The organism is Herminiimonas sp. KBW02 (assembly GCF_003852535.1).
Classification (GTDB): Bacteria; Pseudomonadota; Gammaproteobacteria; order Burkholderiales; family Burkholderiaceae_D; genus Oxalicibacterium.
Genome location: NZ_QAJP01000005.1, coordinates 219,283 through 234,930, shown reverse-complemented (window position 1 = coordinate 234,930; position 15,648 = coordinate 219,283). Strand labels below are relative to the sequence as shown.

General features: G+C 53.7%; 18 protein-coding genes. 7 read left to right on the top strand and 11 right to left on the bottom strand.

Going from position 1 to position 15,648, the window contains the following annotated elements; all coding sequences use genetic code 11:
- Nucleotides 1-23 precede the first annotated feature (23 nt).
- The 3 genes from DBR37_RS10530 to DBR37_RS10520 are packed head-to-tail and all read right to left on the bottom strand — an operon-like array spanning nucleotide 24 to nucleotide 2,428.
- Nucleotides 24-1,142 carry a heme A synthase gene (locus DBR37_RS10530; RefSeq protein ID WP_124574429.1) on the bottom strand — a complete coding sequence of 373 codons (1,119 nt, stop codon included), beginning with the start codon at nucleotides 1,140-1,142 and terminating at the stop codon, nucleotides 24-26.
- Nucleotides 1,135-1,719 carry a cytochrome C oxidase subunit I gene (locus DBR37_RS10525; protein WP_124574428.1) on the bottom strand — a complete coding sequence of 195 codons (585 nt, stop codon included), beginning with the start codon at nucleotides 1,717-1,719 and terminating at the stop codon, nucleotides 1,135-1,137. The genes DBR37_RS10530 and DBR37_RS10525 overlap by 8 nt, the downstream gene beginning before the upstream one ends.
- The gene (locus tag DBR37_RS10520) at nucleotides 1,706-2,428 is read right to left on the bottom strand and encodes an SURF1 family protein (RefSeq protein WP_124574427.1); all 723 of its coding nucleotides are present in this window, start codon (nucleotides 2,426-2,428) and stop codon (nucleotides 1,706-1,708) included. The genes DBR37_RS10525 and DBR37_RS10520 overlap by 14 nt, the downstream gene beginning before the upstream one ends.
- Nucleotides 2,429-2,505: 77 nt before the next feature.
- On the opposite strand from DBR37_RS10520, the gene DBR37_RS10515 reads away from it, so the two are divergent.
- Nucleotides 2,506-2,706, top strand: coding sequence for a twin transmembrane helix small protein (locus DBR37_RS10515; RefSeq protein ID WP_124574426.1), 201 nt, complete (start codon nucleotides 2,506-2,508; stop codon nucleotides 2,704-2,706).
- Nucleotides 2,707-2,836: 130 nt separating this feature from the next.
- Here the strand turns inward: DBR37_RS10515 and DBR37_RS10510 are convergent, their stop codons facing one another.
- From DBR37_RS10510 to DBR37_RS10485, 6 genes are all read right to left on the bottom strand, one after another.
- A complete protein-coding gene (locus tag DBR37_RS10510; protein ID WP_124574425.1) occupies nucleotides 2,837-3,697 on the bottom strand; it encodes a cytochrome c oxidase subunit 3 in 861 nt (286 codons plus the stop codon).
- Nucleotides 3,698-3,825: 128 nt separating this feature from the next.
- Nucleotides 3,826-4,425 (bottom strand): cytochrome c oxidase assembly protein, encoded by a 600-nt coding sequence (locus tag DBR37_RS10505; protein ID WP_124574424.1) that lies wholly within the window; start codon nucleotides 4,423-4,425, stop codon nucleotides 3,826-3,828.
- A 157-nt stretch (nucleotides 4,426-4,582) separates the two neighbouring features.
- A complete protein-coding gene (ctaD, locus tag DBR37_RS10500; RefSeq protein WP_124574423.1) occupies nucleotides 4,583-6,190 on the bottom strand; it encodes a cytochrome c oxidase subunit I in 1,608 nt (535 codons plus the stop codon).
- An 18-nt stretch (nucleotides 6,191-6,208) separates the two neighbouring features.
- Nucleotides 6,209-7,369, bottom strand: coding sequence for a cytochrome c oxidase subunit II (coxB, locus tag DBR37_RS10495; RefSeq protein WP_124574422.1), 1,161 nt, complete (start codon nucleotides 7,367-7,369; stop codon nucleotides 6,209-6,211).
- Nucleotides 7,370-7,402: 33 nt separating this feature from the next.
- On the bottom strand, nucleotides 7,403-7,963 hold the full coding sequence (locus DBR37_RS10490) for a DUF2244 domain-containing protein (protein ID WP_370454247.1): 561 nt from the start codon (nucleotides 7,961-7,963) through the stop codon (nucleotides 7,403-7,405).
- A gap of 136 nt (nucleotides 7,964-8,099) precedes the next feature.
- Nucleotides 8,100-9,038, bottom strand: a complete 939-nt coding sequence (locus DBR37_RS10485; protein ID WP_124574421.1) for a methyltransferase domain-containing protein — start codon at nucleotides 9,036-9,038, stop codon at nucleotides 8,100-8,102.
- 66 nt (nucleotides 9,039-9,104) lie between these two features.
- On the opposite strand from DBR37_RS10485, the gene DBR37_RS10480 reads away from it, so the two are divergent.
- The 3 genes from DBR37_RS10480 to DBR37_RS10470 all read left to right on the top strand — a co-directional run bounded on the left by DBR37_RS10480 (nucleotide 9,105) and on the right by DBR37_RS10470 (nucleotide 10,979).
- Nucleotides 9,105-9,848: a phosphoribosyltransferase family protein gene (locus DBR37_RS10480; protein WP_124574420.1), complete on the top strand. Its 744-nt coding sequence runs from the start codon at nucleotides 9,105-9,107 to the stop codon at nucleotides 9,846-9,848.
- A gap of 75 nt (nucleotides 9,849-9,923) precedes the next feature.
- Nucleotides 9,924-10,406: a tRNA (uridine(34)/cytosine(34)/5-carboxymethylaminomethyluridine(34)-2'-O)-methyltransferase TrmL gene (trmL, locus tag DBR37_RS10475; protein ID WP_124574419.1), complete on the top strand. Its 483-nt coding sequence runs from the start codon at nucleotides 9,924-9,926 to the stop codon at nucleotides 10,404-10,406.
- Between the two features lie 90 nt (nucleotides 10,407-10,496).
- Nucleotides 10,497-10,979 carry a copper chaperone PCu(A)C gene (locus DBR37_RS10470; RefSeq protein ID WP_124574418.1) on the top strand — a complete coding sequence of 161 codons (483 nt, stop codon included), beginning with the start codon at nucleotides 10,497-10,499 and terminating at the stop codon, nucleotides 10,977-10,979.
- Between the two features lie 67 nt (nucleotides 10,980-11,046).
- Here DBR37_RS10470 and DBR37_RS10465 read toward each other — a convergent pair whose 3' ends face one another.
- Both DBR37_RS10465 and DBR37_RS10460 read right to left on the bottom strand, forming a co-directional pair.
- A complete protein-coding gene (locus tag DBR37_RS10465) occupies nucleotides 11,047-11,502 on the bottom strand; it encodes a DUF411 domain-containing protein (RefSeq protein ID WP_124574417.1) in 456 nt (151 codons plus the stop codon).
- A gap of 71 nt (nucleotides 11,503-11,573) precedes the next feature.
- The gene (locus DBR37_RS10460) at nucleotides 11,574-12,422 is read right to left on the bottom strand and encodes a ferritin-like domain-containing protein (RefSeq protein WP_124574416.1); all 849 of its coding nucleotides are present in this window, start codon (nucleotides 12,420-12,422) and stop codon (nucleotides 11,574-11,576) included.
- Nucleotides 12,423-12,778: 356 nt separating this feature from the next.
- Here DBR37_RS10460 and DBR37_RS10455 point away from each other — a divergent pair, with 356 nt between their 5' ends.
- From DBR37_RS10455 to DBR37_RS10445, 3 genes are all read left to right on the top strand, one after another.
- The gene (locus DBR37_RS10455) at nucleotides 12,779-13,360 is read left to right on the top strand and encodes a glutathione peroxidase (protein WP_124574415.1); all 582 of its coding nucleotides are present in this window, start codon (nucleotides 12,779-12,781) and stop codon (nucleotides 13,358-13,360) included.
- 222 nt (nucleotides 13,361-13,582) lie between these two features.
- The gene (locus DBR37_RS10450; RefSeq protein ID WP_012081018.1) at nucleotides 13,583-14,272 is read left to right on the top strand and encodes a response regulator transcription factor; all 690 of its coding nucleotides are present in this window, start codon (nucleotides 13,583-13,585) and stop codon (nucleotides 14,270-14,272) included.
- Nucleotides 14,259-15,509, top strand: a complete 1,251-nt coding sequence (locus DBR37_RS10445; RefSeq protein ID WP_124574414.1) for a sensor histidine kinase KdpD — start codon at nucleotides 14,259-14,261, stop codon at nucleotides 15,507-15,509. Before DBR37_RS10450 ends, DBR37_RS10445 begins: the two co-directional genes overlap by 14 nt.
- The last annotated feature ends 139 nt before the right edge of the window (nucleotides 15,510-15,648 follow it).

Here is a 15,648-nt window from a genome sequence, read left to right as displayed (position 1 = left end):
CTGTAGGCTCATATCATCGTATCTCAGCTAGATGCGAGCCCACGATTTACCCCGGCAGTACCAGGGATTCTAGCCTTGTAGTTTAACATGACCAGCAAGAGGACAAGCAGCGCTGCACAACCATTGTGCGCAACCGCCAGCGCCAACGGCCATTTCAATGACACTGTGGCAATACCTATCGTGATCTGCAAGGCGAGCGCACCTAGCACGCCACGCGCAGTCGTACGCAAACCCTCGATCTGATAAGCCTTGTAACAAACCCAGGCGATATAAGCCGCCACCACAAAGGCAAACATCCGGTGCGTCCAGTGGATCGCCGTCAGCGCCGGGAACGGCAGGTACTCGCCGTCAGCCGTCATGCCCAGGCTGCGCCACAGCGTAAAGCCATTGTCAAAATCCATTTGCGGAATCACCGCACCATGACACAGCGGAAAATCGCTGCAAGCCAACGCCGCGTAATTGGTACTGACCCAGCCGCCCAAAGCAATCTGGAAGGTCAGCAGGATCAGCGCGATCAAGGCGGGAATGCGCAAGGCGTAGGCACGATCAGCGACCGGCGGATGTTCCTTCTGCCGCGCACCGACCCAGGTCAGCATGCCCAGCAAGGTCATGCCGAGCAAGAGATGGATAGTCACAATGATGGGCTGCAGTTTCATCGTTACGGTCCATGCACCGAACGCGCCCTGGATGCAGACGAAGATCAGCAAGGCGACCGGGAAATGCGGGGAAAATTTATGTACAGTGCGACCGCTCTGCAACCAGAAGCGCCACGAAATGACGACGATGGCAATGATTAGCACGCCTATGCCCATCGCCAGATAACGATGGATCATCTCGACCCAGGCTTTCATCACCGTCACCGGGCCATCCGGCATCAAAGCTTCAGCAGCGCGGATATGCTCCATCGCTTGCAGCGGATTGGCGTGACCATAGCAGCCCGGCCAGTCAGGGCAACCGAGGCCGGAATCAGTGAGACGGGTGAAAGCACCAAACATAATCACGTCAAAGGTCAGGAATAAGGTGACCCACACCAGCTTGCGATATTTATCCGGATCTTTCGACGACCAGACGATGACAAAAGCCAGCAAGGCGACGAATACGCCCTTGCTGCCCAGTTGGAACAAGGTGCCTGAATCAACCAATTGCGGAAGCCTTTAATAATTTGTACAAATCTTTTTTGATCTTGTTCGGATCAGCATCTTTCGGGAAACGCATCATCAAATGGCCGAGCGGATCGATCATGTAAATGTGATCAGTCACATCTGTGCCTTCATCCACCGGCAACCACGCACGCACGGCATCTGCCTTGATGCGCAACATCTCTGTGCCATCGAACTCACGAATCAGGATGGTATCGATAGGTTTGTCATCAGTAATCAGCCATACGCGCTCTATGCGTTCCATTTCCTTACCCTGCGCCAGGCGCAACTGACGCATATCGTGTAATTTCTTTTCGCACGAAGCTTCGCACTCGGCACCACTGACTTGCAGCATCACCCATTTACCCTGGTAGTTTTCCAGGCTGGCGGGCTTTTTATCCAGCGTTACCGCATCCAGCCTGGGCATAGGGTAATTGCGCGGATCAAGGATGGTGCCGTAGTTGGTACGGCTTTGTGGCTTGATTACATAGTAAGTAAAGTAAGACAGGATGATGGGTGCCGCGCACACCAGAATCACGGCCAATAATTTCCAGCGTCCCTTGTTTTTATTTGGTTCCACGTCGAATTCCTGTCACAACAAAAAAAATGAAAGCCATCGCAGCGAGGCCGTACCACTGAAATGCATAGCCGCGATGTTTATCTACTCCGGTCGATGGCACCGGCCAGTCACGCACCAGACCATCGCCGGTGTCTGTCAGTTGCTCCAGCACGACAGGTGATATCTGCAAACCGCTGGCAGCAGCGAAGCCGGCCACATCAAGGTTTTGCACTATCGCGTGCGGACGCGGCGGGTCAACCTCACCCAGTTGCATCACATGACCGATATCGCGTCGCGCCACACCTTCAATTTGTATTTCGCCGCCCGGCGTCACAATAGCCGGCATTTTAGTGCGGTCTGCCACATTGCGCGGAATCCAGCCGCGCGCCACCAATACATGTAAAGGACTATCGGCCAGCTTGAACGGCATCAGCAGGTAGAAACCGGCCACGCCATTATGCGGGCGATTATCCAGATAAACCGGCCAATCGCGCAGGAACTCGCCTTTAAGCAGCAGGCGGCGATACTCGATGTCATCGGGATTCAATGCGGAGCCACTGAGCTGATTGAATTGCATCGCCGCTGCAGCTTGTCGCTCATTGAGCTTTTGTTCAATGGCAATTTTCTCGGCGGCGCGCCTGGTTTGCCATTGTCCCAGCGACAGACCTATCGCCACCGCAATCGCTGCAGCAACAAATGGAACGAGCCTAAATCGAAAGGTGAATCGCATTACAATGTCACTTTATTAAACCAATATGCGTCGGATGACGGCGCTTCCCGCGATCCGGCAAGCTCACCCTTAAAACCATGAAAATCATCGTCGCCATTGCTTTCCTGCTGATACTCGGCAGTCTGGCCTCCGCGCTCTTCTACCTAATGAAGGACAAGGGTAAGAGCAATCGGACGGTCAAGGCATTGACGATGCGCGTGGGATTTTCAATCACGCTGTTTATCCTGATCCTGCTCGCCTACAAATTTGGCCTGATCCAGCCTACCGGCATACGCTGATAAAACCAGGGACTCTTCTTCCAGGCGCTTGCATCTTGCATAACACGTCGCCCCAATCGCAAAAAAGCCGCACCGAAGTGCGGCTTTTTCCTGTCTCATGCTTATTGCACGCGCTTACTGCCCGCGTGACTTACAGCCAATAGACCACAACATACAAACCGAGCCAGACCACGTCCACAAAGTGCCAGTACCAGGCAGCGCCTTCGAACGCGAAATGGTTGTCAGCTGTAAAGTGACCTTTCAGTACACGATACAAGACGACGCTCAACATAATCGCACCGAGGGTCACGTGGAAACCGTGGAAGCCGGTCAGCAGGAAGAAGGTCGAACCATATACACCCGACGTCAGTTTCAGGTTCAGTTCTGTGTAGGCATGAATGTATTCATATACCTGGAAGCCCATGAAGATCGCACCGAGCAGGATGGTTGCTGCCAGCCAGAATGCAGTCTTGCCGCGATGGTTTTCACGAATCGCGTGATGCGAAATGGTCAGTGTCACACCTGACAACAGGAGCAAAGCGGTATTGATGGTAGGGATCCAGAATGGGCCCATGGTGGTGAACGGTTCTACCGTACCAGCAGGACCGACATTGCCCCAGTGCGCCGCGAAGTCTGGCCACAGGATTTTATTGTCCAAGTCGCCCAGCCATGGCATCGCAATGCTGCGTGCATAAAACAGCGCGCCAAAGAATGCCGCAAAGAACATCACTTCGGAGAAAATGAACCAGCTCATGCTCCAGCGGAACGAAGCATCGATGCGCTTGCTGTACATGCCGCCTTCCGACTCAGCAATCGCGTCACCGAACCAGTAATACAGCACCACCAGGAAACCAAGCAAACCGGCGATTGTTGCGTACGCTCCCCAGCTCGCATCATTCACCCAGCCCGACGCACCCAGCATCATCACGAGCAGCGACGTTCCCGCTATCGCCGGCCATTTGGACGGGCCAGGCACGAAATAGTAAGGCGCATTCGCGTGTTGAGCACTCATCTCCATCTCCCAATACAAAATTCAAATAGTGACGCTGTCGGCCCCTTGGCTGCCACAAACAACGTGATAAATTTCATTTCGATTTATCGGCTTGTACTGCCTGGCCGACTTCTTTTTTTACTATTAAATTATCCTGCCACTTCCGCTGCTACTGCTGGCTGCTTCAATTCTGCCTTCTTCTCACGCCCTGCGATCTCAAAGAAAGTATAGGACAAGGTAATTGTCTTTACATCCTTCGGTAAAGCCGGATCCAGGTAAAACACTACCGGCATCTGCTTCGCCTGGCTGGCTTCCAGAGTTTGCTGCTGGAAACAGAAACACTCCACTTTCTTGAAGTGCGCTGCCGCCTGCTGTGGCGCATAACTCGGAATCGCCTGTGCTTCTACGCTACGTGCCTGTGTATTCACTACTTCATACACGATCTGGGCCATTTCACCCGGATGCACTTGCATGCTATTTACCGTAGGACGGAAACGGAATGGTCCTTGCGTATTCGCATCAAACTCAACCGTAATCGTCCTGCTCTTATCGACCTGCGAATTATCAATCGGCTTTACCTTCATCTCTGGCGAGGTCAGGATATTGACGCCTGTAATTTCACAAATCTGCTTGTAGATCGGTACCAGCAGGTAACCAAAACCAAACATCATCACAGCAATAACAACCAGCTTGCCAAACATCTGGGCATTTAACTTACTGTGCGTGTTGTCTTCTGTCTGGTTTTCCATCTCTACCCTAAACAAACCATAAGCGTTTTGCGATGACACCGAACATAAACATCGCAGCAATGACCCCAAGTATCAGGGCGGTACGCAAATTACGTCTTTTTTGTTCCGTCTTTAAATCCGACATCGCAAGGTAGCGGGCTTACGCCCGCCACTCCGTTTATTTAACTGTTGGAGGAACTTCAAACGTATGGAAAGGAGCCGGGCTAGGAACAGTCCATTCCAGACCTTCTGCGCCATCCCACGGTTTCGCTTCTGCTGCTACGCCACCTTTGATCGAAGGGATGACAACAGCGAACAGGAAGTACACCTGCATCAAACCGAAGCCCAAACCACCAATCGACGCGATCATGTTGAAGTCGGTGAATTGCGCCGGGTAATCAGCGTAACGACGTGGCATACCGGCCAACCCCAGGAAGTGCATAGGGAAGAAGGTGATGTTGAACAAAATCAGCGAGCCCCAGAAATGGATTTTGCCGCGGGTTTCGTTGTACATGTAACCCGTCCACTTCGGACCCCAGTAGTAGAAACCGGCGAACAGGGCAAACAGGGAACCCGCCACCAGCACGTAGTGGAAGTGCGCCACTACGTAGTAGGTATCCTGCAACTGGATATCGATAGGTGTCACTGCCAGGATCAGACCGGTGAAGCCGCCCATCGTGAACACGAAGATGAAGCCAATCGCAAACAGCATAGGCGTCTCGAATGTCATCGAGCCTCTCCACATGGTTGCGACCCAGTTGAAAATCTTCACGCCGGTCGGCACCGCGATCAGCATGGTCGCGTACATGAAGAACAACTGCGCAGTCACCGGCATACCGGTGGTGAACATGTGATGCGCCCAGACCATGAAGGACAGGATCGCAATCGACGCGGTTGCATACACCATCGATGCGTAACCAAACAATTGTTTGCGCGCGAAGGTCGGGATGATGTGCGAGATGATGCCGAACGCCGGCAAGATCATGATGTACACCTCTGGATGTCCGAAGAACCAGAAGATGTGTTGATACATGACAGGATCGCCACCGCCAGCCGCGTTAAAGAACGAGGTGCCGAAGTGACGGTCGGTCAGCGTCATGGTGATCGCACCAGCCAGCACCGGCATCACAGCGATCAGCAGGTAAGCAGTAATCAGCCAGGTCCAGCAAAACATCGGCAGCTTCATCAGGGTCATGCCAGGAGCGCGCATGTTCAGGATGGTCACGATGATGTTGATCGAACCCATGATCGACGATGCACCCATGATATGCAGCGCAAAAATCGCCATGTCCATGCCTGGGCCCATTTGGGTCGACAGCGGTGCATACAGGGTCCAGCCTGCTGCAGTCGCGCCGCCTGGAACCAGGAAGGAAACAGCCAGCAGGATAGCCGCCGGTGGCAACAACCAGAACGAGAAGTTGTTCATGCGGGCAAACGCCATATCGGATGCGCCGATTTGCAGCGGCACCATCCAGTTAGCGAAACCAACGAAAGCCGGCATGATCGCGCCGAACACCATCATGATGCCGTGCATGGTGGTCAACTGATTGAAAAACTCAGGCTGCATCAATTGCAGGCCAGGCTGGAACAGCTCGGCGCGGATCAACATCGCCAGGAAACCGCCGGACAGCAACATAACAAACGAGAACCAAAGGTAAAGCGTACCGATATCCTTGTGGTTAGTCGCAAATACCCAGCGACGCCAGCCGTGCGGATGATCGTGCGCGTGATCATGGTCATGCGCGTGTGCGTGATCGTGTGCGTGATCGACTGCAGTTGTACTCATCTCTGTCTCCCGATTCTATTACTTACGCGCAGCCAGCACTTCGGCTGGTTGGACTATGTTTTCCGAGGCCTTATTCGACCAATGGTTGCGGGTATAAGTAATCACCGCGGCGATTTCGGTATCCGACAATACCGGCTTCCAGGCCGGCATCGCGCCCTTACCTTCCATCACCATATGGATGTTGGCGGCTTTCGGTCCGGTCACGATAGGCGATGCATCCAGCGCCGGGAAGCTGCCAGGTACACCTTTGCCGTTAGCCTGATGGCAGGCGATACAGTTGGCGGTATAGACTTTCTCGCCGCGCTGTACGAGCTCATCCACGGTCCATGTTTTGGTCGGGTCGTCGGCATTCGCTGCCATTTCTTTTTTCTTGCCGTCTACCCACGCCTTGTAGTCTTCATCGCTGACGACATTCACAACGATAGGCATGAAGGCGTGATCCTTACCGCACAACTCGGCGCACTGGCCGCGATAGGTACCGATTTTTTCAGCCTTGAACCAGGTATCACGAACGAAACCCGGAATCGCATCCTGCTTGACGCCGAACGCAGGAATCATCCATGCGTGGATCACGTCATTGGCTGTCAACACGATACGGATTTTTTTATTGACCGGTACGACGACTGGATTATCGACTTCGATCAGATAATTTTCGTTTTTGGCGATGGTGCTGTCGACGATCTGCTCACGTGGAGTAGACAGGTTGGACAGGAAGTTGATGCCCTCGCCTTCGCCGTTGAGGTAGTTGTATCCCCATTTCCACTGCATGCCGGTGGCTTTAATGGTGATATCTGCATTTGAGGTGTCTTTCATCGCCACCACGGTTTTGGTCGCTGGCAGCGCCATCCCGATCACGATGAGGAAAGGAACCACAGTCCATGCGATTTCAACTGCGGTGCTTTCGTGGAAGGTAGCCGATTTATGGCCGAGCGACTTGCGATGCTTGAAGATGGAGTAGAACATAACGCCAAACACTGCGACGAAAATCACCAGACAAATGATCAGCATCAGGGTGTGCAGTGAATAGATTTGTTCCGCGATCTGCGTTACAGGTTCGTGAAAATTGAGCTGACGCACTGCAGGTCCGCCCGGACTATCGGTCACCGCCCAAGACGGCATACCAGCCGCCAGGAACGACGCACCAAGCATCAAAGATTGAAGGCGCTTCGCATGTTTCATGATTTCCTCAAAAGCCCATAATTAAGAATTCTTTTAACAACCAGGCATAACTGCAGACCCCAGCTCCTGACGCAGCTCACGGATGAACTCACGCCTCTTGTATTCTGTCAGGAATCGCCCCACTTCAACACGCGTACCGGAGGACTCCAGACCTATCAATCGATGCCGCTTCGCTGGCGGATCAACTTTCGTGCAATGTCGTATTAGCTTAAAGTGCCGAGCTTGGTCGGCTTGAATTAGATGTATTACCAACAGATCGTCGGTGAGGACTATGTGTTCGCAATCGGTAGCATGGCGTGCATAACAAAGAAAAGCGCACCCTACAGCCGCTAATTCAATTACTGCAAAACCTAAGATGTACCACGCCCCGCGCCAGGTGAAGGAAAACGCGATTGCCAGGGAAACCACGCACAACACTGAATAAGCCTGCATCAGTTGCCGTGGTGATATCGAACAATTACGTTTCAATAACCATTCTCGGTTGGCCATAAGCACACCGCCTGAACGTTTCACATGAGCAAGCTGCACTCGCGCAAAACCGTCGAAGTATAAGTCGGAAAGGGTTTTGTTATCAAGTATAAAAACAAATGACAACAGCTCTCATTTTCAGTACTTTTTACTACCTTCGCATACCCCGGAAACGCATGTGCGACGTGTTGTTTTTAGTTGCCGCGATCATAATTTTGCTTGTCTCCCGCGTACATTTTTAATAATTATTTAATAACTTTTCTTACTTCCTCGGCGGGTCGAAACGAATAATCGACTCCCCGCTTGCCGTCGCTCGCGGCGCCGGCCGGAACGCATGACCATAGATTACCTCGAATGTGAGCGGAATCTTGCCATCGGCGCGACGACTTTGTTCCAGCACATCCATCGCGCGCTGCCATGCCTGCTTGCCCAACAAACCGCGGCGGCGCGTATCCAGCGGGTTGCCGCCCATCGCACGCACATCTGCCATCAGCTTTTCCACCGAACCATAAGTAACGGTCAGGGTTTCCATATCCATTACCGGCGTCGAAAAACCGGCATTCACCAACATATCGCCGAAGTCATGCATGTCAACAAAAGGCAACACATGGGGTTCGGCATCTGCTGCGGCGAACGCCGCCCTCAACTCCCTGAAGGTATCCGGCCCGAAGCAGGAAAACATCAGCAAGCCGTCCTGGCGCAATACGCGTCGCCACTCCACGAACACCTGATCCGGCTGCGGATGCCAGTGCAAGGCAAGGTTAGACCATACCAGATCGACTGCATTGAGGCCCAGAGGCAGTTGCGCAAAGTTTCCACATATCAGGCTGGCACCCGCGTCTCGGCCCATCACCGCAGGCAGCCATTGTTGCAGCAGACGGTTCATCGATGACAAGCCCGCTACCTGGCTCTCCTGCGCAGCTGCCAGCATGGCGCTGGAGGCATCCAGACCGAGCATGGCTGCCTGCGGGAAACGTTTTTGCAAGGTGGTCAGGTCGGCGCCCTCGCCGCAACCGGCATCCAGCACATGGGCCGGTGCAATTTTCACCAATGCCAGACGCTCATGCATGCGCGTCGCCACTTCACGCCGCAAAAAGCCTGATTCCAGCGTACGAACAGGATCGCTGAACAGATCACGGACCCGGTTCAGGTCTATCGGGGCACTTAATTTGGAGTCGGATTGTGGCGGCAGGGAAGACACGAATAATGCAATCGGGCTAATGAGATAATGCGAGCAAGTTTACACGCATGGAGCTGAGTGTGCGCGATGCTTTATCGTTTAATTGACTGGTCCCGTCGTTTGGCCCGGCGTTTGCCCGCCGGCCTGCCCTCGTCCTGCGCCCTGTGCGGCATCGCTGGCGCAGCAGCCTTGTGCGCGCCCTGCCATACGCAATTCTTCAGCCACCGCCCGCCACGCTGCACACAATGTGCTCATCCGCTGACAGCGGGCGAACAGGCGCCATCCTTGTGCGGCAACTGCTTGCGTACCCCGCGCGCCTTTGATGCGACCATCGTCGCCAGCGATTACAGCGCGCCGATAGACCACCTGGTACTCGCACTCAAATTCGGCAATCAACTGGCGCTGGCACCCTTGTTTGCCCGGTTAATCGTCGATGCGCTATTGCGGGAGCGTGCTTTTGCGATGCCGACCATCATGGCAGCCGTTCCGCTCGGCGAACAGCGTCTGGCCGAACGTGGCTTTAACCAGGCGCTGGAAATTGCCAAACCTTTATCCAGGGCCATCGCCATCCCATTGGCACCGCAGCTCATTTTGCGCAGTCGCGAAACGTTCATGCAATCCAGCCTGACACCGGACGCACGCCTACACAATATGCGCGATGCCTTTGTGCTGGGCCCGCAAGCTGCCGAATTGGTACGCGGACAACATATCGCCATCGTTGATGACGTCGTGACTACGGGCGTGACGCTGAATGAAATCGCGGCCTTACTGAAGCGCTATGGTGCCGCGCGCGTGACCAACTTCGTCTTTGCCAGAACGCCGCCACGCTAAAGCCGCTGTAAAAAATCCTAACTTGCCGCTCGCTTTCGCAATAAACTGACGGCCTGCCCGATAAGGAGAAGCACTTTGTTTCATGTAGTACTGGTCGAACCAGAAATCCCACCCAATACCGGCAACATCATCCGCTTATGCGCCAACACTGGTGCTCAGCTGCATTTGATTGAGCCACTCGGGTTCCCGCTGGATGACGCCAAGATGCGCCGCGCCGGACTCGATTATCACGACTACGCGCAAATGAAGGTACATGCTGACTGGCAAACCTTCCTCAACTCATTTCCGCCGGAACAGCCATTAAACACCGAGCGCATGTTCGCACTCACCACGCATGGCTCGACGCCATTTGCCAGCATGGCTTTCCAGCCCGGTGACGTATTTGTGTTCGGCTCGGAAACCAGGGGATTGGAAACCAGCTTGCGCGAATCATTTCCGCCGTCGCAACGCATACGCCTGCCGATGCGCCCCGATAACCGCAGTCTGAACTTATCAAATACCGTCGCGGTCGTGGTGTATGAAGCGTGGCGACAAAATGGTTTTGCCGGTGGTCAGTAATCGCTGCCGAGCATCACTGCCTTTTACTTTTACGTTAGGATAAGGGCTCTTTTAGCTTGATCGCCTGCATCCCGTCAACCGAGGACTCTCATGAATTTGCGCCAGCTTACTTTCGCCGCCTTTACTCTTTGCATCAGTGCCAGCAGCATGGCACATGACTATCGCGGCGGCGACATTTATATTGTCCATCCATATGCCCGCGCGACCGTCGCCGGACAAACCAGCGGCGGCGCTTACCTGACGCTGGAAAACAAAGGCAATAGCGCAGACACACTGGTATCCGCCAGCTCCCCCGCTGCCAGCTCAGTCGAAATCCACACCATGTCGATGACAGCTGACAACGTCATGCGCATGCGCGAAGTCGGCAACCTGGATATCAAGGCCAAGGAAAAAATCACCATGCAGCCGGGCGATGGTTATCACATCATGCTGATCGGCCTGAAGGCCGCGCTCAAGGCTGGCGATAAATTACCGCTGACACTGACTTTCAAGAAGGCAGGAAAGATAGAAGCGGCTATCGTGGTTGAAGAAGGCGCTAAAAAAGCCGACAAGATGGAACATCACCATCATTGATCTGCATTACTCAAGACAAATAAAAAAGGACGTTTAAAAACGTCCTTTTTTATTGGCGATACCAGACTTACTTTGCTGCGTAATGGCGATAGACCCGGGTCTTACCATCGGCCTGGAACAACAAAACGTCATACGCATCGGATGGCTGCCCCTCTACTTCCATGCCCGGCGATCCCATAGGCATGCCTGGTACGGCAAGGCCTTTAGCTTTTGGCTTCTCTGCCAGCAAACGCTTGATATCCGCGGCTGGCACATGGCCTTCCAGTGCGTATCCATCGATGATGCCTGTATGACAGCTACCCAGCGCCGACGGCACGCCATATTTGGTGCGATAGGCCGCAGTGTTCGGCACATTGTGCGCATTCACCTTGAAACCGTTCTGTTCCAGATGCGTGATCCACTCGGTGCAGCAACCGCAGGTCGCACTCTTATATACATTGATCACCGGCTGCGCCTTGGCAAGTGCAAAGCCCGGCAACACACCTGCCAGCGCCAAAGCACTTAATACGGTACGTCTTTGCATGATGAGTCCTTTCCAATAAACAAAAAGCCGCAAACAGGCTTGCGGCTTTTCGGATTTTTAGCTGAGCAAAATCAGGCTGGTTGTGCAGCCGCCATGCGCGTAACGATTTCTTTGCGATAGCGGTTCAATTCCTGCACGGTGCCAAAGGTACGCTCAAACAGCAGCGACATATTGTGCAGGATACGATCGACAACTTTCTTTTCCCATTCGCTGTCGAACTTGATCTGGCCATCGAGCCAGCGCTCCAGCCACTCAGGATCCGGCAAACGCGATTGCACCGTATCGTTAGGGAACAAGGATTGGTTCACGTGCAGATTGGTCGGGTGCAGCGGTTTTTCAGTACGACGGGCCGATGCCATCAATACGCCGATCTTGGCAAACGCAGCACGTGCGCTATCGCCTACTTCGACCAATGCTTTCTTCATGTAGCGCAGGTAAGCGCCGCCGTGGCGTGCTTCATCCTGGCTGATGATTTTGTAAATTTGCTTGATGACAGGTTCGGTGTGCCAGTCAGAGGCGCAACGATACCAGTGGTTCAGACGGATTTCGCCGCAGAAGTGCATCATCAATGTTTCCAACGCAGGCGCCGGATCGAATTCGAAACGTACGTTATGCAGCTCTTCTTCGGTCGGAACGTATTCCGGGCGGAAGCGACGCAGGTACTCCATCAGTACCAGCGAGTGCTTTTGTTCTTCAAAGAACCATACCGACATGAAAGCGGAAAAGTCACTGTCACCGCGATTGTCACGCAAGAACATTTCGGTTGCAGGCAAAGCAGACCACTCTGTAATCGCATTCATGCGTATGGTTTGTGCCTGCTCATCGGTCAGTTTGGAGCCGTCGAACTGATCCCACGGAATGTCTTTTTCCATGTTCCAGCGAACCTGCTCTAGCGATTTAAACAATTCTGGGTACAGCATACGCGCCTTAAAAATTGAGTTAAGTCCTTGATTCTACCAAGAAATTCAGCGCCCACCCAGCCTCAGCAGCTAAAGATAAGCGGATTTCCTTGAAAAAAGCACGTCTGATTCGATTCTTTTCAAGTATCGAAAACACGCCTATCCCGCGCCGTTACTTGCTTTTTTAATGTTTTCTTAACACAAGGGCTTAATGCAAAAAAATCTCATTCCCCGCTAAAAAATTAAGCATACAGCACCTGAATTTCATCGTTTTTTTGCTTTTCTTTCAGCATAAAGGATTATTTTTTCCACGCCATGACAAACCGACAGTCTTCGTGCAATATGAGTCCAACTTATCTGTCCCACCACCCACCATCATGACAAAACAATTCATCAACCTGCTCGCACACGTCACTCTCCTGGCCGGCCTTGGCTTCGGCACACAAGCCTACGCCCAGACCAGCAGCCCGGCAGCCTGCCCGGCCAACCTGAATTACACGGTTGCCCGACTGCAAGATGAGGCACCGCAGAACCTTTGCCAATACGCAGGCAAAGTGATTCTGGCCGTCAACACTGCCAGTTACTGCGGCTTTACCGGACAATATGAAGGCCTGGAACAGCTGTATGCGAAATATAAAGACCGTGGCCTGGTGATACTCGGCTTTGCCTCCAACGATTTCGGCCAGCAAGAACCGGGGGCGAACAAGGAAATCGCCGAGTTTTGCCACAATACTTATGGTGTGAAATTCCCGATGTTTGCCAAAAGCTCGGTGATAGGCCCCAACATCAATCCCTTCTATAAATCACTGATGGCGAACGGCGGACAAGCGCCCAAATGGAATTTCCACAAAATCCTGCTGGATCGTAGCGGCAAAGTCATCGAAAACTATCCATCGAAAGTGACGCCTGCTGACAAAAAACTGGTGGCGGATATAGAAAAAGCATTGGCGCAAAAATAGAACAATGCCGACAGCAAGCAGAACCACATTCAATCGCCGAACAACAACGGTGCAATGCGGATTTTCTGCAAGACGTGGCACGCACAGGCATAATGACAATGCTCGCATCCGGCTGTTATTCCGGCCGATGCACTAGCCATCTCTCGGGCCATAAAACTGAGTGATTTTTCAGACACGATCTACATTACATAGATAAAGAGGCGAGCAATCGCCATCACTACCATGCGCATTCTGATTATTGAAGACAATGCCGATATCGTCGCGAATCTGTACGCTTTCCTTGAGCCGCGCGGCTACGTACTCGATTCCGCTGCCAACGGATATGCAGGCTTCGCGCTCGCAGCACAACATGACTACGATGCCGTCATCCTCGACATCAAACTGCCCGGCATAGACGGCCTGACCCTGTGCCGCAAGATGCGCGATGAACTGCAAAAAGACACACCGGTGCTGATGCTGACCGCACGCGATACGCTGGACGACAAAGTCGCCGGCTTCGATAGCGGTGCCGACGATTACCTGGTCAAACCATTCTCGCTGCTGGAAGTGGAAGTCCGACTGAAAGCACTGGTACGCCGCGCGCGCGGCAAGAACCAGGGCACCAACTTCCTGAGCGTGGGCAATCTGGTATTCGATACCTCGACCTATCAGGTTAAACGTGACGGCATTCCTATCTCACTGACCAAGACCGGCTTCAAGATCCTGACCTGCCTGATGAAGGAAGCGCCGAAAGTCGTCTCGCGCGAAACACTGGAACTTGAAGTCTGGGGCGACCACCCGCCAGATAGTGATGCACTGCGCACCCATATCCACGCCTTGCGTCAGGCACTCGATAAGGCGCATCCGTTTGCCATGTTGCGTACGGTACAAGGCATAGGTTATCGCCTGGTAGATGCGGATGAAGCGCCCTAGTACGCTGCGCCGCCGCATCGTTGTAGCCTATCTTTTCTTCGCACTGGCGGTTTGTACCTTCGTCGGTGTCGTCGCCTCTGTTGCCATTGTCGGCATAGAAGATTTGCTGGTTGATGAACACCTGCGCAGCATCGCTGCGTGGGCTTCGCCACGCCATGCTGCCGGCATGCCGGTAGAAATGCCGTCCGACGTCAGCTTCTACCATGGAGCCGCCATCCCGCCTGAGTTACACAAGCTGCCCTATGGCGTTGCCAAACGTGTATTCGAAGATCAGTACGTGCACTTGCTGGTAGGCCAGGATGCCGCCGGCCCTTACGTCGTGATCGACCGCGCCAGCGAATACAAAAATATCGAGCACGTCATATTTGCGATGCTGGGCGCAGGTTTCCTCGGCTTCGTGGCGCTTTCGCTCTTCCTCGGCAGCTTCATCGCACGTGGCTTCGTCGATCCCATCATCACGCTCGCGAATGCGGTGATGGATAAAAAAACCAACGCCGAACTTCCGTTGCTAAACCATCAGGATGAACTGGGCGTACTGGCGCGCGCCTTCGCCGAACATACTGCAGAACTCAAGCAATTCCTCGCCCGCGAACGCTTCTTCACTGGCGACGTCAGCCATGAACTGCGCACCCCGCTCACGATCATCATCGGCGCCGCCGAACTGCTGGTTGAGCAGACCAGCGATCAACCAGCAGTGCAGGCACCTGCACTGCGCATCATGCGCGCTGCGAAGGAAGCCACCGATTGCGTCAGCGTGCTCTTGCTGCTGGCCCGCCGTCCGGACACCATAGACCGGCCGCTCACCTCGATTTCAGAAGTCATCCGGGCCGAGATAGAACGCGGCCAGCCGCTGGTACGGGACCGCCCCATCAGCCTGCACTTCCAGGAAGGCAAGGATTTCTCGGTATTCGGACGCAAGGAGCTACTCTCATCCGCGATCGGCAACCTGATCCGCAATGCCTGCGAATACACAGATGAAGGCTCGGTCGTCGTATCCATACAGGATCACAGCGTACTGGTCGAAGACACCGGCCCCGGTGTGCCGGACATCATCCGCGCGCGCCTGAAAAATGACCCCACCCAACCCGCACTCATAGGCTCGGCCGGCTCCGGTCTCGGCCTGGCCCTCGCCATCCGCATTTGCGAATACCTGGGCGCCAGACTTGAGCACGACGACAGGCCGCAAGGGGGTAGTATTTTCCGCATCCACTTCCAATCTGTTTTAACGAAAAAATAACGCTAATATCACGTTAATTTGAGTTCTGCCGAGCTAACCTGCGCCTGCGTAGGGGACGTTCGCAACTGTAAGAAACCGTCCCTTCCGGTCTGGGTTTTTGTCTCTATACTGGACTTAAGCTCATACGTATTGATTAGTA